Annotated in this window: 16 protein-coding genes, 1 tRNA gene and 1 pseudogene; 11 read left to right on the top strand and 7 right to left on the bottom strand. The window is 63.4% G+C overall.

The annotated features are described in order from the left end of the window. Nucleotides 1–690: 690 nt before the first annotated feature. Nucleotides 691–2,070: pseudogene (locus tag IVB54_RS41615) on the bottom strand (adenylate/guanylate cyclase domain-containing protein); the annotation flags it as partial. A 706-nt stretch (nt 2,071–2,776) separates the two neighbouring features. Here IVB54_RS41615 and IVB54_RS11035 point away from each other — a divergent pair. Beyond that, entirely contained in the window at nt 2,777–3,799 is a 1,023-nt protein-coding gene (locus tag IVB54_RS11035) for a tyrosine-type recombinase/integrase (protein ID WP_247294793.1), read from the top strand. Nucleotides 3,800–3,860: 61 nt separating this feature from the next. Here IVB54_RS11035 and IVB54_RS11030 read toward each other — a convergent pair. From IVB54_RS11030 to IVB54_RS11010, 5 genes are all read right to left on the bottom strand, one after another. Then, nucleotides 3,861–3,936 (bottom strand) — tRNA-Lys (locus IVB54_RS11030). 200 nt (nt 3,937–4,136) lie between these two features. Further along, nucleotides 4,137–4,760, bottom strand: coding sequence for a Spy/CpxP family protein refolding chaperone (locus IVB54_RS11025; RefSeq protein ID WP_018457502.1), 624 nt, complete (start codon nt 4,758–4,760; stop codon nt 4,137–4,139). A gap of 193 nt (nt 4,761–4,953) precedes the next feature. Continuing rightward, nucleotides 4,954–5,958, bottom strand: coding sequence for a TRAP transporter substrate-binding protein (locus tag IVB54_RS11020; RefSeq protein ID WP_018457501.1), 1,005 nt, complete (start codon nt 5,956–5,958; stop codon nt 4,954–4,956). A 170-nt stretch (nt 5,959–6,128) separates the two neighbouring features. Continuing rightward, entirely contained in the window at nt 6,129–7,691 is a 1,563-nt protein-coding gene (locus IVB54_RS11015; protein WP_018457500.1) for a 2-isopropylmalate synthase, read from the bottom strand. A 429-nt stretch (nt 7,692–8,120) separates the two neighbouring features. Further along, nucleotides 8,121–8,384 (bottom strand): hypothetical protein, encoded by a 264-nt coding sequence (locus IVB54_RS11010; RefSeq protein ID WP_018457498.1) that lies wholly within the window; start codon nt 8,382–8,384, stop codon nt 8,121–8,123. 276 nt (nt 8,385–8,660) lie between these two features. Between IVB54_RS11010 and IVB54_RS11005 the strand changes: the two genes are divergently transcribed. The 10 genes from IVB54_RS11005 to IVB54_RS10960 all read left to right on the top strand — a co-directional run bounded on the left by IVB54_RS11005 (nt 8,661) and on the right by IVB54_RS10960 (nt 22,695). Then, complete coding sequence (locus IVB54_RS11005) at nt 8,661–9,881, top strand: SMP-30/gluconolactonase/LRE family protein (protein ID WP_018457497.1); 1,221 nt, start codon at nt 8,661–8,663, stop codon at nt 9,879–9,881. Nucleotides 9,882–10,079: 198 nt separating this feature from the next. After that, nucleotides 10,080–11,264, top strand: a complete 1,185-nt coding sequence (locus tag IVB54_RS11000; protein WP_247294795.1) for a hypothetical protein — start codon at nt 10,080–10,082, stop codon at nt 11,262–11,264. Nucleotides 11,265–11,274: 10 nt separating this feature from the next. Then, on the top strand, nt 11,275–12,378 hold the full coding sequence (locus IVB54_RS10995; RefSeq protein ID WP_018457495.1) for an FAD-dependent oxidoreductase: 1,104 nt from the start codon (nt 11,275–11,277) through the stop codon (nt 12,376–12,378). Nucleotides 12,379–12,628: 250 nt separating this feature from the next. Further along, nucleotides 12,629–13,870: an ABC transporter substrate-binding protein gene (locus tag IVB54_RS10990; protein WP_026233384.1), complete on the top strand. Its 1,242-nt coding sequence runs from the start codon at nt 12,629–12,631 to the stop codon at nt 13,868–13,870. A gap of 104 nt (nt 13,871–13,974) precedes the next feature. Next, nucleotides 13,975–14,850 carry a branched-chain amino acid ABC transporter permease gene (locus IVB54_RS10985; protein WP_018457493.1) on the top strand — a complete coding sequence of 292 codons (876 nt, stop codon included), beginning with the start codon at nt 13,975–13,977 and terminating at the stop codon, nt 14,848–14,850. A gap of 1 nt (nt 14,851) precedes the next feature. Beyond that, nucleotides 14,852–15,778, top strand: coding sequence for a branched-chain amino acid ABC transporter permease (locus IVB54_RS10980; protein WP_018457492.1), 927 nt, complete (start codon nt 14,852–14,854; stop codon nt 15,776–15,778). Further along, the gene (locus IVB54_RS10975) at nt 15,778–17,259 is read left to right on the top strand and encodes an ATP-binding cassette domain-containing protein (protein ID WP_026233383.1); all 1,482 of its coding nucleotides are present in this window, start codon (nt 15,778–15,780) and stop codon (nt 17,257–17,259) included. The genes IVB54_RS10980 and IVB54_RS10975 overlap by 1 nt, the downstream gene beginning before the upstream one ends. 41 nt (nt 17,260–17,300) lie before the next feature. After that, on the top strand, nt 17,301–18,542 hold the full coding sequence (locus IVB54_RS10970; protein WP_026233382.1) for an ABC transporter substrate-binding protein: 1,242 nt from the start codon (nt 17,301–17,303) through the stop codon (nt 18,540–18,542). A gap of 175 nt (nt 18,543–18,717) precedes the next feature. Beyond that, nucleotides 18,718–21,231, top strand: a complete 2,514-nt coding sequence (gene uvrA, locus IVB54_RS10965) for an excinuclease ABC subunit UvrA (RefSeq protein ID WP_026233381.1) — start codon at nt 18,718–18,720, stop codon at nt 21,229–21,231. Between the two features lie 153 nt (nt 21,232–21,384). Then, nucleotides 21,385–22,695 (top strand): ABC transporter substrate-binding protein, encoded by a 1,311-nt coding sequence (locus IVB54_RS10960; protein WP_018457488.1) that lies wholly within the window; start codon nt 21,385–21,387, stop codon nt 22,693–22,695. A 270-nt stretch (nt 22,696–22,965) separates the two neighbouring features. On the opposite strand, the gene IVB54_RS10955 is transcribed toward IVB54_RS10960, so the two are convergent. Continuing rightward, nucleotides 22,966–24,135 carry a Gfo/Idh/MocA family oxidoreductase gene (locus IVB54_RS10955; protein ID WP_247777208.1) on the bottom strand — a complete coding sequence of 390 codons (1,170 nt, stop codon included), beginning with the start codon at nt 24,133–24,135 and terminating at the stop codon, nt 22,966–22,968. Nucleotides 24,136–24,176 lie beyond the last annotated feature (41 nt).

Here is a 24,176-nt window from a genome sequence, read left to right as displayed (position 1 = left end):
ATATGCCTCCGCCTTTTGAAACAGGCCGGCCTCTGTCAGATGATGCGCAAGAGTTTCGGGTTGAGTCTCCACAAGGTCCGGGAACCGTTGCTCGAAGGCACCCGCGATCGCAGCATGCAGCGCTGCGCGTCGGCTCTTCAGGAGTCCCGAGTAGGCAGCGTCCCGCACAAGCGCGTGCTTGAAGGTATAGATTGCCTGCGGTATCTCGCCCCGGCAGAATATCAACTCCGAGCGAACCAACTGAGCAAGCGCCTCCTCAAGTCTCTCTTTTGACAACCCGGCTACGGTGCTCAGCAGTTCGTAGGAGAACTCGCGACCCACCACAGCGCCGATCTGAGCCACCTCCCTCACTGGAGCCAATCGATCGAGCCTTGCCATCAGCGATGCGTGCAAACTCGTTGGAATCGCCATCGGGGGGAGAGGACGGTTGAGGACGTAGTGATCGTCCTGTTCATTTAATAGCCCGGTTTCGAGCACCGTCTTGGTCAGTTCCTCCACGAATAGGGGCACGCCATCGGTGCGGGCGAGGATCTGGTCCATTACCTCTTCCGGGAGCGTCTTGCCAGCGGTGACGCGCTCGATTAACGCCGCCCCGTTGCGTCGGTTCAGCCGCGTGAGCGAGATCGTCGTCACATGCGCATGACCTGGCCACGGCGGAGTGAACTCTGGCCTCGCCGTGATGAGCAGCAGCCCCCGAAGCCGGGGTAGGTGTTCCAAGGTCATCGTGAGCAGCTCCAGCGACGTCGGATCTGCCCAATGGACATCCTCTACAATGACGAACACCGGCTGTCTTGCGGCCAAGCCAGTTAGCTGGGACAAAAACGCCGCTAACGTTAGCTCCTTGCGCTTCTGCGGGCTCAGCTCTGGCATACGGTAGCGGTTACTCGGTGGAAGGGACAGAAGGTTGGCCAGAGGTAGCAACACGCGGTCGGCATCAGCCCGCACGAGCAGAGCCTCGAGCTTAGCGAACTTCTCTGCGGGCGGGTCGCCCCGCTCGAACCGGGCAGCGCGTTCGAGCTGGCGGGTGAAAGGATACAGCGCACTGTTGGTGTGGTGCGCCGAGCAGAACTGGCGCACCGTTATATGCGGTTCGCCTTGGAGCCGCTCCTCAAGCGCCAGCGCAATGTGCGACTTGCCGATACCGGGCTCTCCGGTGAGCATCACCGCGCAACCTTCGCTACGCCTGGCGTGCTGCCAGCGACGCAAGAGCATCTCGATTTCCTCGTCACGCCCGATTGGCGGCGCCAATCGAGATTTGTGCTGTGCCTCGAAGCGGCTTTCCACTTCGGTTGTTCCCAGTACCTGCCAGGCTGGCATTGGCTCGGCCCATCCTTTAAGCGCGACAGGGCCGAGATTGCGGAACTCGAAATGCCCATCAGTGAGCCGGTGCGTACTTTCGGAAATCAGCACGGTACCGGGATTGGCGAAGGTCTGCAGGCGCGCAGCCAAGTTTGGCGTCTCGCCAATGACCGTCTGCTCTTGAGCTGAACCTTCGCCGGTCAAATCGCCCACGACCACCATACCGGTAGCGATGCCAACGCGAACCTGCAGCTCGGTGGCGGGTTCTGTCCGGAGGCTAGCTACGGCATCGACCAGCGCCAGCCCGGCGCGTGTCGCTTGTTCGGCATCATCCTCGTGGGCCTGGGGATAACCGAAATAGGCGAGCACGCCATCTCCCATGTACCGCGCGATAACCCCTTCATTCCTGGCAACAACCTCCGCGATGCAGCGGTGATAGGTGCCCATTACGGCCCGCAGGTCCTCCAGATCAAGGCGGGCCGCAAGTGCCGACGAGCCGACCAAATCGCAAAACATGATTGTAAGCTGACGCCGGCCGGCGTGATCCGTCGAGGCCGGCTTAGCGCCCGCTTGAGGCGTTCGCAGGACCTCTCTCTGAAGTTCTACGATCGCGCGCAGCATCTTGCGGCGATGCCCAAGCAGGACGCCCAAATCCTTTAAATCCTGCTCCGTGAGATCGCGAACGACCGAGAGGTCGATGGCGTTTTCGCGGAATCGCTCGGCGTACTCGCCCAAACCGATCGATGCTAGCCACTCTGCAATACCTGCCATGGTATACCTATGGCTTATACGATGAGAATAGCACATTGGAGAGGCTTGCGAAGGCACATCTGTCGACCGAAGCGCCGGACGTCTTGCCCAATGTAACACAGTGGCCCAGGCGAAAAGTGAACGCCGCTGGGCGCGATGTCTGTTAGGGGTCAAAGTGCGAAGAACTCAACCTAAGCAAATCTGGTCCGCCATGCCTCATTAAGCGGACCTAGTCGAGATGTGCCGGTACTTCGCTAACGGGCCATAAGCGGGCAATCAATGCATGCCTCGTTAAGGGACCAGAAGCCCTCATACCGAACAGCTCCCCCTCATCACCGAATCCCTTGGCACCTGGAGCTAAATGCGTAGACTGGGTCCGACCGAGCCAGGAGGGAGATTTGGCGATAGAGCGGCCAAATCGACGGCTGACGACGATCCTGGCGGCCGATGCAGTCGGCTAGCCCCCGCTGCAGCTTGCACGCTATCGGCTTCAGATCGACCTTGCGTTCGTTCAGCGACCTCGCACAGTTGATGTCGACTAGGGTGAAGAAGAAAACCTTCCTATCGGTCGCCCTAGTGGTGTTGTCGTAGCCAAAGTAAGGCTCCAGTTCCTCGCAGAGGAAATGGGCCCAGCATATCCGTGCCGAGCGACAGACCCTGAGCGGCGTAGGCGACGCCAAAAACTGCGAGACAGAGGGTGCGGCCTTGGACGAATGGAGGATGAACCGTGCGCGTCGTTCTGAAAGGAATTCATAAGGTCAAGAGACGGCTCGCAAATGGCGAGACGAAAGTACATTGCTACGCATGGCGTGGGGGCCCCGCCATCCATGCGCAGCCCGGTGCGCCAGACTTCGTTCGAGAGTATCACGATGCGCATGCGAGCCTTCGGCAGCCCCGCGCCGGCACCTTCATGACGATCGTTGCGCAGTACAAGGCCGCACCAGAGTTCACCGGACTAGCGGCATCGACCCGTCGTGCGTACCTCGCCTACATTAAGCTGATCGAAGATGAATTCGGCGACCTGCCGGTGGCAGCTCTGGCCGATCGTCGAGTGCGTGGTGAGTTCAAGGCCTGGCGCGACCTGTTCGCCGAGACACCACGTAAGGCGGACTACGCCTGGACCACGTTGGCGCGGATCATGTCGTTCGCAAAAGACCGCGGCATCATCGCGACCAACCCATGCGAGCGCGGGGGCCGCCTCTACGTAGCAGACCGCAGAGACAAGATTTGGACCGAGCAGGACATCGCAGCGGTTCTTGCGATCGCCTTTAGCGAGATCCAGCCCGCCTTAGTCCTGGCGTTGTGGAGTGGCCAGCGCCAAGGCGACTTGCTGCGACTGCCCTGGTCCGCCTACGAGAACCCCTACATTCGCCTGCGCCAGTCTAAAGGCGGGCGGCGCGTCGCGATGCCAGCCGGCGCGCCTTTGCGAACCCTTCTCGATATCACCGAGCGCCGAGGCCCCCTGATCCTGACCAACACGCTCGGTCGGCCATGGACGTCGGACGGCTTTCGCACGTCCTGGGGAAGGGCATGTGAGCGCGCCGGTATGGGTGAACTGACCTTTCACGACCTGCGCGGCACGGCAGTGGTGCGCCTCGCAATCGCAGGCGCCAGCGTGCCACAGATCGCAGCCGTCACAGGTCATTCGTTGAAAGACGTCGAGGCCATTCTCGATGCGCACTACCTCGGTCGCGACATTCAGCTCGCTGAAGCTGCGGTGGTGAAGCTCGAAGCGAGAACAAAACTGTAAACGGTGGTGTAAACGGCGCTGGTTTTGCCGTTTGCTCAGCCCGCAAAGTGTTTGAATTATATGGTGGGCGCACCAGGGCTCGAACCTGGGACCCGCTGATTAAGAGTCAGCTGCTCTACCAACTGAGCTATGCGCCCGAAAGGCGGTTAAAGCCTTGCGAGGCCGGTCGTTTAGCAAAGCGATCCGGGTCTGGCAAGCGATGGCACGTAAGTTTTCCAAGGGTATGCCAAGGGTACGCCAAGGGTACGCCAAGGGCGTGCCCACATCCCCCAAAAAAGCGAAAAGCCGCTGGATTCCAGCGGCTTCGCCAGGGTTGATCGCGGCAACCCTTGTAGGCTCAGAGCCGGCCCTCGCGGTCCCGGTCCGGGCCATCGTCGCGGTCGAAACGGTCGCGGTGGAAGTGGTCCATGCCGCGCTCCATCATGCGGTCCATGCCACGCTCCATGAAGTGGCGGCGCGGGCCGTCTTCGCCGCCGCCGAACGGGCCGCGGTGACGGGTCAGCACGGCGAGGCGCCGCTTCTGGCCCTCGTCGAGGGTCTTGTAGAGCGGATCGGCGGCATCGGCGATCTTCTTCAGGGCCGCCGACGTTGCCCCCATGTCCTCGGCGCGCTGACGCAGGCGGGCGACCGGATCCTCCGGCCTGACGGCGTCCTTGTTAGCGTCCTTGCCGGCATCGCCGGCTCCGGCATTCATCCGCGCATTGGCGCGGTCGATGCGCAGCTTGGCGAAGTCGCGCACGGCGGCCTCGACCGGCGGCCACAGCTTTTCCTGGTCGGCGTTGAGCTTCAGCCCGGCATGGACGGCAGCGATCCGCGCGTCGACCATGGCGGCGCGGTCTTCCGGGTTCATGCGGATGTGGCGCATGTGCTCGTGCATCCACGGGCGATGATACTGGGCATAGACCGCGCCCGAGCCGGCGATGCTGAGCACGGCGATGGCGGCGATGGTGAATTTCCTCATGCGAACTCTCCTCTGGAAGGATGTCGTGAGGATGAGCGCAGCGCGGCTTACGCGCAACTTACAACTTGGACAGGGAGCGAGTCCTTTCCAAGATGTAACGCTCCTGAATTTTAGTTCAGTCGCAATCGGAATCATTCGCAACAAAAGGGGCTTCCGCGCCAGGCACGGAAGCCCCTTTCAACCTCCGTTCAAATCAGTTCGTCGTGCTCTTCGCTTCCTTCTGGAACTCGTCGATCAGCGGCTGGCCGACGCGGCCTGCGGCGTCCTTGTAGACCGGCTCCATGGCCTTGCGCATCGCCTCGTCCTGCTCCGGCGTGAGCTTGATGATCTCGCTCTTGCCGCTCTTCCTGATCTCGGCGAGCGCGTCCTCGTTCTCCTTCTGCGACTGCGTATTGTTGAAGTCGGTCGCTTCCTTCATCGCCTTCGTCAGCTGGTCGCGGATGTCGGCCGGCAAATCGTCCCAGAACTTCTTGTTCACGATCACGACGTAGCCGATGTAGCCGTGGTTGCTCTCGGTGATGTACTTCTGCACCTCGTGCATCTTCTGGGTATAGATGTTCGACCAGGTGTTCTCCTGCCCGTCGACGACGCCGGTCTGCAGCGCCTGGTAGACTTCGCCGAACGCCATCACCTGCGGCAGCGAGCCGAGCGCCTTGAACTGGGCCTGGAGCACGCGCGAGGACTGGATGCGGAACTTGACGCCCTGATAGTCGGCCGGCGTCACCAGCTTCTTGTTGGCGCTCATCTGCTTGAAGCCGTTGTCCCAATAGGCGAGGCCGGTGATGCCCTTCGGTTCGAGCAGCTTGAGCAGCCTGGCACCGAGCGGACCTTCCGTCACCTTCCGCAGCGTCTTCAGATCAGGCAGGATGTAGGGGAGATCGAATACCTCGAACTCGCGGATGCCGAGCGGGCCGAACTTGGAATTGGACGGCGCCAGCATCTGCACGCTGCCGAGCTGGAGCGCCTCGAGTTCTTCCTTGTCCTTGTAAAGCGTCGAGTTCGGGTAGATCTCGACCTTGACCTTGCCGCCGGTGTACTTATCGGCGAGCTCCTTGAATTTCTCCGACGCCTTGCCCTTCGGCGTGTCGGTGGCCACCACGTGGCTGAACTTGATGATGATGGGCGACTGGGCCGATGCCGGCCCGGTCAAGCCAAGTGCCAGGACCGCGATGGACGCAGCGATCGCGAAGGTGCGCATAATCTCTCCCTGTTGTTATTTGGGCCACCGGGCGCGCGGGTGGCCTATGCCGTCAGCATCAATACAGGTCGACATCACCAGCTGCTATTGGTCGTTAGCAGGGCAGCCATTCATGGTGAACGCCGCAAGCACCGCCTCTCCCGCTTCCGGAAGAGGCGGTAGTAGCCACCTCAGCTCGCCGCCGCGGTCGTTACGGTGTCGCGCTGGCGTTTCATGACGATCTTGTTGAGCGCGCCGAGATAGGCCTTTGCTGAGGCCACCAGCGTATCCGGATCCGCCGCGCGCGCGGTCATCGCGCGTCCCTCGTGCGACAGCCGCACCGAGACTTCGGCCTGCGCGTCGGTGCCTTGGGTCACGGCGTGGACCTGGTACAGCTCGAGCTTGGCTTCGTGCGGCACCAGGCGCTTGATGCAGTTGAACACGGCATCGACCGGCCCGTTGCCTTCGGCCTCCTCGATCTTGATCTGGCCGTCGACATCGAGCTTCATCGTCGCGCGCTGCGGGCCATGGGTACCGGCGATCACGGTCAGCGAGGTCAGCTTGATGCGGTCGTGCGAAGCCGCCATCTCCTCGTCGACCAGCGCCTCGATGTCCTCGTCGTAGATGTCCTTCTTGCGGTCGGCCAGCGCCTTCATCCGCGTGAACGCATCTTCCAGCTGGTTCGGACCGAGCTTGTAGCCCATCTCCTCCAGCTTGTGCACGAAGGCGTGGCGGCCGGAATGCTTGCCCAGCACCAGCGAGGACTGCTTGAGGCCGACCATCTCGGGCCGCATGATCTCGTAAGTGGAAGCGTCCTTCAGCACGCCATCCTGATGGATGCCGCTCTCATGCGCGAACGCGTTGCGGCCGACGATGGCCTTGTTGTACTGCACCGGGAACGAGGTCGCCGCCGACACCACCTTCGAGGCGCGGGTCAGCTGCGTCGTGTCGATCTTATTCCAGAAAGGGAATTTGTCGTTGCGCACGTTGATCGCCATCACGATCTCTTCCAGCGCGGCGTTGCCGGCACGCTCGCCGATGCCGTTGATGGTGCACTCGACCTGGCGCGCGCCGCCAATGACGCCTGCCAGCGAGTTCGCCACCGCCATGCCGAGGTCGTTATGGCAGTGCACGGAGAACACCGCCTTGTCCGAGTTCGGCACGCGCTCGATCAGCGTCTTCATGAAGTGGGTGTATTCGTCGGGCGTGGTGTAACCGACGGTATCAGGAATGTTCACCGTGGTGGCGCCAGCCTTGATGACGGCTTCGACGATGCGGCACAGATAGTCCATCTCGCTGCGGGTGCCGTCTTCGGCCGACCATTCGACGTCGTCGATCTGGTTGCGGGCGCGCGCGACCATGGCCACCGAGGTCTCGAGCACCTGCTCCGGGGTCTTGTTCAGCTTCACCCGCATATGCAGCGGCGACGTCGCGATCACGGTGTGGACGCGGCCACGCTTGGCGAATTTCACCGCTTCTGCGCAGCGGTCGATGTCGGCCGGATGGGCACGCGACAGACCGGCGATGACGGCGTTCTTGGAGCGGCGGGCGATCTCGCTGACCGCCTGGAAGTCGCCTTCCGAGGTAATGGGGAAGCCGGCCTCGATGACGTCGACGCCCATATCGTCCAGCATCTCGGCGACCTCGAGCTTCTCCTCGAAGGTCATGGTGGCGCCGGGGCACTGCTCGCCGTCGCGCAGGGTGGTGTCGAAAATGATGACGCGGTCCTTATCGGACTTGTTCACGGGGGCCATTTGAATTTCCTTTTGAGCTTTTTGCGCCGTCAGTCTTCTGGGCGCTTGAGGTGTCCGGTGATCTCGACCAACCCCTGAGCGCCCAGGCGCATGGCGCCCAGCCGGCCCTCAGGGGCAAGTAAGAAGAAGCCCGCCAATCAGGAGGGTAGGCAGCAGCGCGGCCGGGATCGCGGCGGCGGCAAGAGCCACCTCCCCCGAAATCCCATCGATTTGGCCGCGAATCAGCATTACCGGACCCTTTGAGCCCTCAAATCCTCGGTCAAAACCGTTGACGGTTGGTTGCCGGGAGGCTCGATGCGTCGTTTCTAGACGAGAAATGGCAGCAACCGCAACGCCAAAAGATGGACAGAAGGGCTGACATGATCGCAGCGCCGGATGCGTGACCGGTGCCAATTGTTTGGCCGACCGAACGCCGGCAAGGCGGTCAAGCTATGCCGAGCGGCGAGCGCGAGCCCTGCTCTCCCAGCGGTTCAGCATCTGACCGAGCTCGCTGGTGGCAACCGGCGTAGCCGTGCCAGCGATCGCGATATCGTTGGTGTTGGCTGGTGCGTTGGCACTGAGCCAATCCGGCTCGCTGTACTCACGCCAGCGGCGCGCCTCGGCTCGTCTTTTTCGGGAGACGTAGTCGCGGGTGAAATAGCCGGCCGCAAATGCAATCCCGAGCAGCAAAACCAGTACGACGACAGCGACCACAGTAAACTCCGACTTACGCCCCGAATGACGTTCTGCCAGCATCGCGCAGGAGGTCAAGGCTTGACATTCCCCTGCTTGGCAATGTCCCGAAGACAGCTCCGGTAAACCCCGTCACGCCTGATGAATTTGTCGTTTCCATGTTCGACGTTGCAGCGCTTTGCCGCCCCGATCTCGCTGAGGATGCGTACCTCCCCCTCGCAACCGTCATCGGACCGGACTAACCTTGCCCTGCTCGGCCGGATCAACCGGCTAGCCGAACATGACCGGGAGGACGCGATGACACGCCAAAAGCAGCGTGACCAGGATGCTGCGCTTTCACGACGAACGCTCGTTCAGGGGTTTGCGCTCGGCGCCGCCACTTTTGCCGGCGCCGGCTCCGCGCTGGCCCAGACCGGACCAGCCGCACCGCCGACGACGATTACCACCCCGCCACGCGATTTCGGTCCCAACGGCGCGCCGACCACCTATTTCTGGGACCCCGATGTCGTCACAGTCGATCCGTCCTTCAACGATCTCGCGCAGCCCAACACTGCGATCAAGCGTCTCTATACGGGTTTGCTGTGGGCTGAAGGCCCGGCGTGGAGTGCACAGGGCCGCTATCTGCTATGGAGCGACATTCCCAACAACAGGCAGATGCGCTGGAGCGAAGACGACGGTCGCGTCAGCGTGTTCCGCTCGCCGTCCAACAATTCCAACGGCAACTCGTTCGATTTCCAGGGCCGTCAACTTTCCTGCGAACATTTGACCCGGCGGGTGACGCGTTATGAACATGACGGCACCGCGACCGTGCTTTGCGACAATTACAACGGCAAGAAGCTGAACTCGCCGAACGACGTCGTCGCGCATCCTGACGGCAGCTACTGGTTCACCGATCCGCCCTATGGCGGCCAGCTCTACGAAGGTGAGCCCGATGCCGTGGGCGGTCCGAGCAATTCCGGCGGCAAGCTCAATCCTCGGATTGGACAGCCGGCCGGCTTCGCACCGGGCAAGCGCGAGCTTCCGACCAATTGCTATCGCATCGACCCTAGCGGCCGTGTCGATCTCGTCGTCACCGAGGAGCAGGTGCCCGATCCCAACGGGCTGTGCTTCTCGCCGGACTTCAAGAAGCTCTACGTCGTCTCGACTGGCAAGGGACCCGGCGACACCGGCCCCGGCGGCAAGGGCGAAATATTCGTGTTCGACGTCGGCGCCGACAACAAGCTCACCAACCACAAGCGGTTCAGCGAGTGCGTGATTGACGGTGTGAAGTGCGGACCGGACGGCGTGCGCTGCGACGTCAACGGCAATGTCTGGGCCTCCAGCAATGCCGGCCGCGCCGTCGGCTACAGCGGCGTGACGACGTGGTCGCCGGAGGGCAAGCTGCTCGGCCGCATCCGGTTGCCCGAAGTGTGCGGCAACGTCTGCTTCGGCGGCCCCAAGCGCAATCGCCTGTTCATGGCGGCGAGCCAATCGCTCTATGCGGTGTACACGGCCACGCAAGGCGCCGGACCGGGCTGAGCCCGCGCGCAAGATCGCAAGCACGGGCGTCGGCGTGGATCGCCGGCGCCCGCGGTTCCCTGATCGCAATCAAATTACGCCGCGGGCAAATCTCCGCCATTAATCCAACGAAGATTGAATCGCGCGGCAAGGCCGCAGCGCGGTGCAAAGGCATGATGCTCTTCGTTCTCGCGCCCGACTTGAACCGGGAGTTGCGCGATGCGCCGTATGCCGAACGACACCATCATCGTCAGCGTGGGGAACCAGCAATTCGTGACGGAGTTCGGAGACCCGGGCCTTCCGAACGGAGGCCGCGGCGGCAGCGACAAGATGATCGCGACCGTCGACGGTGGCAACGCGGTCCTGATATTCGTTGGCGACGACCAGACCCTCCAAGGACATTCTCACGGAGGAGGCGACCATCTCGCCGCGACCGTCACAGGCTTCGGGGACTACGTGTTCCTGGACGGCGATGCGCAGGCGATGTCCGGCGACGCCCATGGCGGCAACGATGTACTTCATGTCGATGCATCGACATCGATCTACGCGTCTCTCGGCATTTTTGGCGATGCCGAAACCGCCATGTCAGCCGACACGGGGGGCGGCAATGACGTCGTCATTGCATCGATGGGAAACAGATCGTCCGGCACGTTCGGCGGAGATTCCGGCAGTTCCATGAGCGATCACGCGCGTGGCGGCAATGATATCCTCAGCGTGACCCAGGGCGGCAGTTACGGCGGCGCTTCAATCTCCGGCGATGCCCTCGTCTCCATGAGCGGCGATGCGCACGGCGGCAACGACATGCTCATCTACACCGTCGGTGCCCCAGCCCGATCCGGCGGCGCGTCTCTGGTCGGAGACGCCGGCTACATGAGCGACGATACCCGTGGCGGCAACGATATCCTGATCGCGACCGTCGACGGCAACCCGGACTCCACGTCCATCGTGCTCGTCGGAGACGCCTCGAACATGTCAGGCAATGCGCATGGCGGAGATGATATCCTCCTCGGCAGCAGCCGCGACGATTTCCTGTATGGCGACGCACAGACCTACGCTCCGTTCACAGCCGGCTCGATCACCGGCGGCAAGGACATGTTGAATGGCGGTGGCGGAAATGACCAGCTCTGGGGCGGACCGAACGACGACAGATTCGTCTTCGACAAAAATTCGGGCCTGGACGTGATCAACGATTTCGACCAGGGCAACAAGGCTGTCGGCAGCACGGCGCGAGAGCATGATTTGATCAATTTGCACGATTACGGCTTCGCAGACTGGGCGGCGCTGAAAAGCCTGATCAGCGATGACAGCACAGGAAACGCGGTGATCCACCTGACGGCGACCGATACGATTACGCTGGCGGGAATCCATACCGCGGATCTCCATGCGAAGGATTTCATTGTGTAAGGGAGCATTCATGCGCGTTGTGATCTGCGGCGGCGGCGTGATCGGCGCCTGCATCGCCTGGTTTCTCCGCCGCCGTGGCATCGAAATCGTCGTCGTGGAGCGGGCGGGCGTCGCGGCCGCGGCGTCAGGCAAGGCGGGCGGCTTCCTCGCGCGCGACTGGTGCGAGGGCTCGCCGCTCGATGCGCTGGCGCGACGGAGCTTTGCGATCCATGCGCAGCTGCCGGAACAGATCGCAGGCGATTGGGGCTATCGCCCGATGACCGCTTATAGCGGCTTCGTTGCCGCCGATGGCCACCCGCGCCGGGATGCACCGTCCGCGCTCGGCTGGCTCAGCAACGGCGTCATCATCGCCCAGCGCATCGGCACGATGGAGACCGCCGCGATCGTTCACCCCAAAAAATTCACCGCAGCCGTGATGAACGCGGCGCTCGCGGAAGGCGCCGAGTTTCGTCCCGGCCAGGTGACCGGCATCATGCGCGATGCGAACGGCACCACCGCGACGGGCGTCGAGGTCGACGGCGGCATCGTCGAGGCGGACGCCGTCGTGATCGCGATGGGACCATGGTCGCTGCTCGCGGCGCAATGGATGAGCCTGCCCGCCGTCTACGGCCAGCGCAGCCCGAGCATCGTGTACGACACCGGCACGGATGCGCCGGCCGATGCGCTGTTCCTGGAGTATGAAGAGAATGGCAGTGCCGTGTCGATCGAGGTCTTTCCTCGCGCCGACGGCAGCACGCATATCACCGCTCTCTCCGACATCGCGCCGCTTCCGCTCGATCCGGCGGCCGTGACGCCGGACAAGGACGCGATCGCGCGCCTGCAAACCATGTCCGAGCGGCTGTCGCCGCTGTTCCGCTCCGAGAGGATCATTGCGCAACAAGCCTGCTTCCGGCCGGTGACACAGGACGGCCTGCCGCTGATCGGCAAGGTGCCGCGAAGTGAAGGTCTGTATGTTGCGACGGGGCACAATGTATGGGGCATCCTGAATGCGCCCGCCACGGGCGAGGTCATGGCGCAACTGATCGCGGAGGGTGCGACGCGCAACGTCGACATCTCGCCATTCGATCCGGCCCGGCTCGCGCCGCTCGATCCATCGCTGCTGCAAGCGCGCTGAGCCGACGCGACGGCATCGCAATTCAGCGTTCCGGTTGCTGTGCGCCCGCGATAGCTGCGCATGCCTACCGACGAAATCTGCATGCCTCCGCGTGAAACGGGTCCGACAGCTTTCCTGCCCGCTATTGCCCAGCGCTAGACTTTAGTTCGTGCCTCACAATCCTGAACGCGGTTTCACTTGCCGAGAATGTCTCCGCCGGTATAGTCGCGGCATAATGGCTCATAAGAGGCCTGTTAAGGGAGAGAACAAGATGAAGAAACCGCTCTCTGTTGCGTTGCGAATAGCACTCGGTACCGCCGCGGCCGCTGTGTTGATGACGTCAGGCGCGGCGCTTGCGGCCGACCCGATCAGGATCGGCGTGATCGCGGAAGCGCAGGCGATTGCCGGCGCCTCCATCCCCCAGGCGGCACAGCTCGCCGCCGACGAGATAAACGCCAATGGCGGCGTCGACGGCCGCAAGATCGAGATCGTCTCTTACGACAATCATTCCTCCTCGGCAGATTCAGTGCGCGCCTTCCAGCGCGCGGTGAACGAGGACAAGGTCAATGCGGTCATCGCCAGCTACATCAGCGAAGTCGTGCTGGCACTGGAGCCCTGGGCCTCGCGGCTGAAGACGCCGTTCGTCACGCCCGGTGCCGCCTCCAACGAGATCAGCAAGAGCGTCCATGCCGACTACGAGAAGAACAAGTACACCTTCCACGGCTATCTGACCTCCGCCGCGCTGGCGCTTTCCGTCTGCGACGGCGCCAAGGACCTGCTCGTCGACAAGATGCACATGAAGACCGCGGTCATCATGAGCGAGGACGCCGCCTGGACCAAGCCGCTCGACATCGGCTACGAGGAATGCCTGCCCAAGATCGGGCTGAAGGTGCTCGACCACATCCGCTTCTCGCCCGATACCACCGACTTCACGCCGATCTTCAACAAGATCGAAGGCTCCAAGCCCGACGTGATCATCACCGGGATCTCCCATGTCGGCGTGCAGCCGACGGTGCAGTGGAAGAACCAGCAGGTGCCGATCCCGATGTTCGGCATCTCCTCGCAGGCCACCAACGAGACCTTCGGCAAGGACACCAATCAGGCGGCCGAGGGCGTACTCTACCAGGGCGTCTCCGGCCCAGGCGTCGCGGTGACGCCGAAATCAGTGCCGTTCGCCGAAGCCTTCAAGAAGAAGTTCGGCAACTATCCCTCCTATGCCGGCTACACCGCCTATGACGAGGTCTACTACATCGCCGATGCGGTGAAGCGCGCGGGCTCGACCGACGCCGACAAGCTGGTCGCCGCTCTGGAGACGACCGACTGGGAAGGCACGATCGGCCGTGTCCAGTTCTACGGCAAGGACGATCCGTTCACGCACTCGATCAAATACGGCAAGGGCCTGATCACCGGGCTGATGCTGCAATGGCAGGACGGCAAGCAGAGCGCGGTCTGGCCCAAGGAAGTCGCCAAGGTCGACGTCAAGTTCCCGAGCTTCATCAAGCTCTCGAACTAGCAGGACACGCTCCCGGGACCAGCTCCCGGGAGCTTCCACATGCGGCCCCCGCAGCACGTTGCTCCAGCAACATCGTCTCTCATAAATCGGATTGCCAACCCTAGATGCGTGCTTTCCAGATTCTGATCGATGGCTTTGCCATCAGCGCTCTCTATGCTCTCGGTGCCACCGGCTTCACGCTGATCTTCGGCGTCTCCGGCGTCCTCAACCTCTCCCACGGGGCCATCATGGTGGCGGCAGCGGTGGCGGCCTGGGCTGCCGCCAGCATCCTGAATGTCGGCACCTATGCCGGCGCACTGATCGGCGTCGGTGTCGCCCTCCTTACATCCTTTGCGACCTATTTCGCGGTGGTGAAGCCGATCCAGGATTCCCGGCGCATCCCGAATGAAGAGAAGGAGATCTTCGTCCTCACCGGCACGCTGCTATGGGGGATCATGATCCAGGAGGTGATCGCTTATTTGTTCACCAACAACGCCAAGACCGTGCTGCCGATCGTCGAGGGCGTGGTCGAGATTCTCGGCGTCCGCACGCCCAGGAACGAGATCTTTACCGCGATCGTGTGCTGCTTCGTCATCGCTCTGTTGTGGCTCCTGGTGAACCGCACCCGCACCGGTAAGGCGGTGCTGGCGGCCTCGATGAACCCACGCGGCGTCACCCTGCTCGGCCTCGAGCTCACCAACATCTACGTCGTGGTGTGGGCGATCTACGGCATCCTCGCCGGCATCGCCGGCGTGCTGCTCGGAATGTTTCTCGGCGTCAGCTCCTACAGCGTCGGACCGCTGACCGCGAGCGCGTTCTCGATCGTCGTGCTCGGCGGGCTCGGCAGCGTCTCCGGCTCGCTGATCGCAGCCTTCGTGGTCGGCTATCTCGAAACGCTCACGGCCTATCTGGTCTCGCCGGCCTACCGCACCATTCCGGCGCTGCTGCTGCTCGTGTTCGTGATGTACATCCGGCCCCAGGGCCTTCTGGGGAGGCGCTGAGATGGCCAGCTTCTTTACGACACGCCTGTTCTTCATCTCATTCGCGCTCGTCGTCATCGCGGCGACGCTGCCGCTCTACGTCTCCGGCTACGTGCTCGGGCTTCTCACCGTCGCCTTCTATTTCGGCGTGTTCGCAATGGCGTGGGACCTGCTGTTCGGCTTCGCCGGCGAGGTCAATTTCGGGCCGACCTTCCTGATCGGCGTCGGCGCCTACACCGCCGGCATCCTGAATGCCCAGTTCGGCTGGTCGGTTTACGCTTGCATCGTGCTCGGCGCGCTCGCCTCCGTCATCGCCGGCCTCGTGCTGGCGTTGCCGGCGCTTCGGGTGCGCGGACCGTATTTCGGCCTGACCACGCTGGTCGCGGTGCTGATGCTGCAGAATTTCATCGTGGTGTTTGCCGACCTCACCGGTGGCGAGATCGGGCTGACCATTCCCGACGTCATCTCCATCAACGCCGGCGTCAATTACTGGATCGCGCTCGGCTTCATGACGATCTCGGCGGCCATTCTCTATGGCCTGTCGCAATCGCCTGTTGGCCTGGTGCTGCAAGCCAGCGGCCAGGACCCGGTCCAGGCCGGCGCGCTCGGCTTCAACATCGTCAAGCACAAGCTCGCCGCCTTCATCGTCAGTGCGTTCTTCTCGGGGTTATCAGGCGCGCTGCTGGTGTTCTACTTCGGCACCGCCTCGGTCGGCACCGTCGTCGACGTCGCGGTCGGCGTCAACGTGATCGTCTCAGCCGTGCTCGGCGGCCGGCGCACCGTGCTTGGCGCGGCACTCGGCGCGATCTTCCTGATCGTCGCCGGCGAGTTCCTCAGGCCCACCGGCGAGCTTGCGACCTTCATCGTCTCGGCCGTCGCGCTGCTCGTCGTGCTGTTTTTCCCCGGCGGCTTCCTCGGAGCGGCCCTCTCGCGTGAGGCGCGCTCGTGATGGATATGCGATCTTCAAACCGGGCCGTGCTCGAAGTCCGCGGCCTGACCAAGCGCTTCGGCGGATTGACGGCGGTGAAGAACCTGGGCTTCGAGGTCAATAGCGGCGAGATCTTTGGCCTGATCGGCCCGAACGGCTCGGGCAAATCGACCGCGATGAAGAGCGTCATGGGCATCGAGCGCCCGACATCAGGCGAAGTCGTATTCGAGGGCGAGAACGTCGCGGGCTTGCCGGCGCACAAGATCGCGCGCAAGGGCTTTGGCATGGTGTTCCAGCATTCGCGACCGCTGAACCGGCAGACTGTGCTGGAGAACATCATGGTCGCGCTGCTGCCGGACAGCCTGTTCATGCTGTTTCCGGACAAGGCGCTGCTCGAGCGCGCCAAATGGATCGCCGATCGCGTCGGGCTCGGCAACGTGATGAACCGCCGCCCGCCGACGCTGCCCTTCGCCGACCTGCGCCGGCTCGAGCTGGCCAAGGCTATCGCGCGCGATCCCAAGGTCGTGCTGGTGGACGAGCCCTTTGCCGGGCTGACGCGGGCCGAGGTCGAAATGTTTTCCGACCTGATCCGCAGTTTCCGCGACGAGGGCCGCGCGGTGATGCTGGTCGACCACAACGTCAAGAGCGTCGCGGCGTTGGTCGACCGCGTGCTCGCGATGTATCTCGGCGAGGAGATCGTCACCGGCAAGGCCGAGGACGTCATGAAGAACGAGACGGTGCGGCGGGTCTATCTCGGCGGCGCCATCGAGACCCATGCGCGGCCCGAGACCAGCTTCAAGGACAAGGTGCCGCTGCTCCAGGTCGAGAATGTCAGCGTGTTCTACGGCAAGGCGCAGGCGCTGGAGAACGTCTCGATCCACGTCCATGAGGGCGAGTTCGTCTCGATCGTCGGTCTCAACGGCGCCGGCAAGACCACATTGTTCAACACCATCTCGGGCTTCCTGCCTTATAGCGGCGAGATCGTGCGCAACGGCGAGAAGCTGCGCGGCACGACGCCGGCGAAGATCGCCCGCAGCGGCCTCGTGCAGTGCCCGGAATCGCGCGAGCTGTTCGGCGAGATGAGCGTGCGCGAAAACCTCGATCTCGGCGGGCAACATCTGGCCGACGACAAGCGCGCGGCACAGCTCGCCTGGCTGTTCGAGCTATTCCCGATCCTGAAAGAGCGTCAGGGCCAGATGGCGCAAACGCTCTCCGGCGGCGAGCAGCAGATGCTTGCGATCGGCCGCGCGCTGATGATGCAGCCGCAGATCCTGATCCTGGATGAACCGACGCTGGGTCTCGCCCCCGTCATCCTCGAACTCCTGTCCAAGGCCCTAACGAGGCTGCGGCAGACGACGTCGATTACGGTGCTGCTCGGCGAGCAGAACGTGACCTTCGCGCTTCCGCATGCCGACCGCGTCTATGTGCTCGAGCATGCGAGGATCGTCTGGGAGGGCGATCCGGGCCGCTTCGCCGCGGAGGCTGGCGCCGATTTTCTCTAGTTCGCCCATACCAACAACAAAACAAGCAAAAGGAAACGACCATGCGACCATCGAAGAGTTTGAGCGGCAGCTTCCTCCTCGCCTCCGCGCTGGCGCTGTGCCTTGCTGCTCCCGCCTATGCGCAGTCGAACGATCCTATCAAGATCGGCGTCATCGCCGAGGTGCAGTCGATCGCTGGTGCCGCGACGCCCGGCGGCGCGCAGATCGCCGCCGACGAGATCAACGCCAAGGGTGGCATTCTCGGCCGCAAGATCGAGATCGTGACCTACGACAACAAGAGCTCCTCGGCGGACTCGGTGCGCGCGTTCCAGCGCGCGGTGAGCGAGGACAAAGTCTCCGCCGTGATCGCGAGCTATATCAGCGAGGTCGTGCTGGCGCTCGAGCCCTGGGCAGCGCGGCTGAAGATGCCGCTGATCACCCCCGGCGCGGCCTCGAACGAGATCACCAAGGCGATCCATAACGACTACGAAAAGAACAAATACACCTTCCACGGCTATCTGACCTCGGCCGCACAAGCGCAGCTCGTCTGCGACGCCGCCAAGGATCTGCTGGTCGAGAAGCTCAAGTTCAAGACGGCCGCGATCATGAGCGAGGACGCCGCCTGGACCAAGCCGCTCGACGTCGGCTACGAAGCCTGTCTTCCGAAAGCAGGCCTCAAGGTCGTCGAGCACGTGCGGTTCTCGCCCGATACCACCGACTTCACGCCGATCTTCAACAATATCGAGGCCAAGAAGCCGGACGTGATCGTCACCGGCATCTCGCATGTCGGCGTGCAGCCGACGGTGCAGTGGAAGAACCAGCAGGTGCCGGTCCCGATGTTCGGCATCAGCGCGCAGGCGCTGAGCCCGACCTTCTGGAAGGACACCAATGGCGCCGCCGACGGCGTGCCGTCGCTGGCGGTCGCAACGCCCGACGTCGCCGTGACCTCCAAGACGAAGCCGTTCGCGGCCGCCTTCAAGGCCAAGTTCGGCTCGCCGCCGGCCTACACCGGCTACACCGCCTATGACGAAGTCTACTTCATCACGGAGGCGATCAAGCGCGCCGGCTCGACCGATCCGGACAAGATGGTCGCTGAGCTCGAAAAGACCGACTACGAGGGCACGATCGGCCGCATCCAGTTCTACGGCAAGGACGACGAGTTCACCCACGGCATCAAGTCCGGTCCCACGACCGTATCCGGTCTGGTCTTCCAGTGGCAGGACTCCAAGCAGGTCGTGGTCTGGCCCGAGAAGATCGCGGAGGGCAAGCTGAAGTTTCCGAGCTTCGTGAAGCTGTCGCAGTAACACGCCACGCTGGGGCACCAGGGCCCCGTCCCGAGCGCCCCATCGCCCTTGCATGGCCCGTCGCTTCAATCGCGGCGGGCCTTCGCTTTGTGCAGAACGCAACCGATGCGCTGGCATCTGTGGACCCATCCTGCGATCCTGCCGTTATCTCCCATGCGTGGGCCGGAGCAGCGAGATGGACGACCGATCAAGACACCCCGATGACCTGATGCAGGATGACGGCTTCGTTCGCGTGCGGGGCGCGCGTGAGCACAATCTCAGGAACGTCGACGTCAGTATTCCGCGCAACGCCCTCGTCGTGTTCACCGGCGTGTCGGGCTCCGGAAAATCCTCGCTCGCCTTCGGAACGGTCTACGCCGAGGCGCAACGGCGATATCTGGAATCGGTGTCGCCTTACGCGCGGCGCCTCTTCCACCAGATGCAGATCCCTGAGGTGGACGACATCGAAGGCCTGCCGCCCGCCGTAGCGCTCCAGCAGCAGCGCGGCGCGCCGACGACGAGGTCGTCCGTGGGCAGCGTGACGACCATCTCGAACCTGCTCAGGATGCTCTATTCCCGTGCCGGCGAATACCCGCGCGGACAAAGGATGCTCTATGCGGAATCGTTCTCGCCGAACACGCCGGAAGGAGCCTGCCCGACCTGTCACGGTATCGGCAGGATGCTCGACGTCACCGAGAAGTCCATGGTGCCCGACGACACCCTCACCATTCGCGAGCGCGCCGTCGCGGCGTGGCCGAGTGCCTGGCAGGGGCAGAACCTCCGGGACATCCTGACCACGCTGGGCTACGACGTGGACAAGCCCTGGCGTGAGCTGCCCAGGAAGGACCGCGACTGGATCCTGTTCACGGAGGAGCAGCCGACCGTTCCGGTCTATGCCGGTTACGACTTGGCCGAGGTCAAACGGGCCCTGCGCCGCAAGGAGGAGCCGAGCTATCAGGGCACGTTCACCGGCGCCAAGCGCTACGTGATGCAGACCTTTGCCAAGTCCGAGAGTGCGATGATGAAGCGCCGCGTCGCGCAATTCATGATCACCCAGGACTGCCCGACCTGCCATGGCACGCGATTGAAGCCCGAGGCACTCAAGGTCAAATTCGCCGGACTTGATATCGCCGAGATGTCTCATCTGCCGCTCGAGAAGCTGCAGGAGGTGATGAACCCTTTCGCGGAGACTTCGACCGTCGGAGCATCGGAGAAAACCATCGTCGCCAGGCGCATCTGCGAGGATCTGTCGGCGCGGCTGGCCGTCCTGCTCGACCTCGGCCTCGGCTATCTCGCCTGCGAGCGCAGCACGCCAACGCTGTCGCCCGGCGAGTTGCAGCGGCTGCGGCTTGCGACCCAGGTTCGCTCCAACCTGTTCGGCGTCGTCTATGTGCTCGACGAACCGTCGGCAGGTCTGCATCCCGCCGACACCGAGGCGCTGCTGCGGGCGCTGGACCGGCTGAAACACGCGGGCAATTCGATCTTCGTGGTCGAGCACGAGATCGAGGTGATCAAGCATGCCGACTGGCTGGTGGATGTCGGGCCTGATGCCGGCGAAGGCGGCGGGAACATCCTCTATAGCGGACCGCCCTCAGGACTCGGGCAGGTCGCGCAATCGCGAACCGCCCATTATCTCGCGCATCCACGAAAGCCGCTGCCGATGGTCCGCCGCCAGCCGAAGGCGCATCTGAAAGTCCGGGGTGTGACCCGGAATAATCTCCGCGGCCTCGACGTCGATATCCCGCTCGGCGTTCTCGCCAGCGTGACCGGCGTGTCGGGCTCCGGCAAATCGAGCCTGATCAGCCAATTCCTCGTCGATGCCATGGCGGAGCATCTCGGCCATGCACGGGCTGCGGACGCGGACGACGATAGCCTGGCACCCACGGTCGAGACATTGGGCGGCGAGATCGTCGCCGGCCTCGACCAGGTCGATCGTCTCGTCGTGGTGGATCAGAGGCCGATCGGCCGCACGCCGCGATCCAACCTTGCAACCTATACCGGCCTGTTCGACCACGTCCGGAAGCTGTTCGCCGTGACGCCGCAGGCAAAGTCCCGCCGCTACGATGCCGGGCGCTTTTCCTTCAATGTCGCGAAGGGCCGATGCAGCACCTGCGAAGGCGAAGGATTTGTCTGCGTCGAGCTTCTGTTTCTTCCCAGCGTCTATGCGCCCTGCCCGACCTGCAAGGGCGCGCGCTACAATGACAAGACGCTGGAGGTGAAGATCCGCGGAAAATCCATCGCGGATGTGCTGGCGATGCGCGTCGACGAAGCGTTCGAATTCTTCCACGAAGATCCAACCCTCAACCGGTCCCTATCGGTCGTCCGCGAGGTCGGGCTCGGCTATATTCGTCTCGGTCAGTCCGCCACCGAATTGTCGGGCGGGGAAGCCCAGCGCATCAAGCTTGCGACCGAGCTCATGCGGCCGCAACGCGGTCACACGCTCTATGTCCTGGACGAGCCGACCACCGGTCTTCATCCCAGGGATGTCGAGCGGCTGATCGCCCAACTCGAGCGCATCGTGGACGCCGGCAACAGCGTGGTCGTGGTCGAGCACGACATGGATGTCGTCTCTCATAGCGACTGGATCATCGACCTCGGTCCCGGCGCCGGCGAGGAAGGCGGCCGTATCGTGTCGTCGGGGACGCCGCGAGAGGTCGCCGCGGCCGGCGGGAAGACCGCTGGCTATCTTGCCCGTCGCTTGAAACAGTAACGGGCGCGCTCATCACCCATTTCGCAATTGCGTTCTGCGTCGCGGAGACCGGACCCCGACTTTCGCCATGTTGACTTTCCGCCGCCCCGCTCCCCATACTTCGAAAAAGAATAACAAGACCAAATCATAAGACGATCTTTGAGGGAGGATAGGATGCCCACTTCACGCAGGCAGCTGCTGAAGAGCTCGGCGGCTGCCGCCGCCGCACTCAGCCTCGATTGGACACGGGCCCAGGCGCAAGCCGAGAATTTGCGCATCGGCTTGATCTACGACCTCACCGGTCCGTTTGCCGCCGGCGGCTCGGTCGCCTCCTCGGTCGGCGCGCAGATCGCCATCGACCTCGTCAACGAAAAGGGCGGCATCGGCGGCAAGACCAAGATCGTGCCGGTCGCGGCGGACTCTCAGAGCAAGGCCGACGTCGCCATCAACGAGGCCGAGCGGCTGATCAGCCAGGAAAAGATCGACATCATCAACGGCGTCTATTCCAGCGCGCATGCGGTGCCGATGGCGGCGAAGGTCGAGCAGCAGAAGAAGATCCTCTGGATCACCACCGCGGTCTCGACCGCCGTGTTCAAGGACAAGAACCTGCAATATGTGTTTCGCGCGCAGATCCATTCCGATCAGTACGGCCAGGCCTTCGCGGGCTTCGTCGCCGAGCACGCGCAAGGCAAGCTCGGCATGGACCCGAAGGACGTCAAGGTCGCGCTGATCCACGAGGACGGCCCTTACGGCGTCGGCGTCGCGGCGGCCGACGAGGCCTATGCCAAGCAGGCGGGCATCCAGGTGGTGATGCGCGAAGGCTATTCGGCTTCCGCGCCCGATCTCTCGGTGCTCGTGACCAAGCTCAAGCGCGCCAAGGTCGATGTGATCTCGCACGCCGGCTACAACCCCGACATCACCCTGTTCCTGCGCCAGGCCCGCGAGAGCGGATTGCGCTTCAAGATGCTGTTCGGCGCGGGCGCCGGCTACAGCCAGCTCGACAAGCTGCGCGCGACCTTCGGCCCCGACATCGACAATTTCTGCAACATCGATCCGGTGCCGGCGCAACTGCTCGATGCCTCCAAGCTCGCGCCTGGAATCGGCGACCTGACCAAGACCATGGTCTCGCGCTACCAGGCCAAGACCAGCGCCACCGACGTGCCGCCGCATTGCTCGATGGGTTTCAACCAGACCTGGATCTTGCTCAACAACGTGCTGCCGGTCGCCAAGGAGAAGTACGGCAGCTTCGAGCCCGAGGCCATTCGCAAGGCCGCGCTCGACGTCGACATTCCAGCCGGCGGCACCATCCAGGGCTATGGCGTGAAATTCTTCCCGCCGGGCACGCCGATGTCCGGCCAGAACGAGCGCTCGACCCCGGTGGTGATGCAGAATGCCGGCGAACACATCTCGGTGGTGTGGCCGACGAACATCCGGACGCGGGACCCGGTGTTTCCGCTGCCGAAGGGCTCGACCTACGGGACGTGAGGCTACGCGCCGCGCCGACGGTGCACCCTTTCCCCTTGCTTGCGGGAGAGGGTGGCTCGCCGCGAAACGGCGAGACGGGTGAGGGTTGCCTCCGCGAGCAAACCTCTCTCATTTTAAACCGCGGAGAGAACCCCTCATCCGGCGCTATAGCCGAAGCTACGCTTCGGCGTTCTTGAGAACGGCGGCCGAAGGCCGCCTATGCCACCTTCTCCCGCAAGGGGAGAAGGATTGGCACCGTGCCTGCGGCTAGCTCAGTGAGTTCATCACGCCCTACATCATCACCCTTCGTCCCTCCTCCGCCGCCCAGTATCCCGCGTAGTTCACCTTGATTGTCTCGTACGCCAGCGCGAGGTCCGACAGCGGCTGCCGTCCCGTCGCGGCGCATTCCATGAAGTCCTGGATCTCCTGGAGATAGCCGCGCGTCCACTCCTCTTCGAGGCAGACATATTGCCAGCCGGTTTTGCGGTCGACCTTCTCGGTGATGTAGACGGAGGCGAGTTTCTCCTCGGAGGTCTGGTAGCTCATCAGATGATCATTCGGCGTGATGTTGGCGAACAGCGAGCCGCCTGACGTGTAGGTCTCGATCAGATTGCGCACGCCGCCCATGATCATGTCGCCGGAGAACACGGTGGCCTTGGTGCCGTCCGAAAACGTCGCGGTCAGCGTGCCCCAATCCTCGACGTCGACAGGATTGGCCTTGATGTAGGTGCGCTCCTCCGGCTTGAGGATGGCCGTGACATTGCCGACATCGCCGCTGACGCTGGCGACGCGGATGGTTTCACCGCGCGCCTTGGCCTCGACCTGCTTGAGATACAGCACCGCCGAGAGCGGATGGCAGCCCATCCGGATCAGCGAGCCGCCCCCGGTCATCGCCCATTGCGCGGCATGGGCCGCATGCGATCCGGAATGGCTCTCCTCGCCCTTCATGAACAGGATTTTGTCCTTGGTCGCTCTCAGAATCTCCGCGGTCTTGGTCACGGCCGGCGCGTAGATCCAGTCCTCGGCATACATGAAGAGCTTTCCGGTGCGCTCGATCGCGGCACGCGTGGCGTCCATCTCTTCCAGCACGCGCTCATACATCAGCGCCTTCGCCACATGCCTGCCGATCGGCTGCCGGTCGCCGTCGCGGCCGAAATAGCCGGCGAACGGCTTTTCGCAGATCACATCCTTGCCGGCCTGCATGGCGGCGACGATCATCCCCGCATGAAGATTGGGCGGCGTGCAGATGTCGATGACATCGAGCTCGCGGTCTGCGATCAGCTCGGCGAAGCTGCGATAGACCCGTTGGATCTGGTGGCGGCCGGCGAATTCGACGACATGGTCGCCGCGCGCAGCGACCGCCGCGACCTCGACATCCACCCCGTAGACGCGCCGGAACGCATACATATGCAGCTCCGACACGAAGCCGCAGCCGACGAGTCCCACCCTGATCCTGGCCATAGCGCCCCCCGCTTTGGGCGGCACTATAGCGTGCTGGCAGG

The sequence above is a fragment of the Bradyrhizobium sp. CW1 genome (assembly GCF_023100665.1).
In the GTDB taxonomy this organism is placed as follows: Bacteria; Pseudomonadota; Alphaproteobacteria; order Rhizobiales; family Xanthobacteraceae; genus Bradyrhizobium; species Bradyrhizobium canariense_D.
The sequence above is the reverse complement of the archived record's forward strand: the minus strand, read 5'-3'. Positions and strand labels throughout refer to the sequence as shown.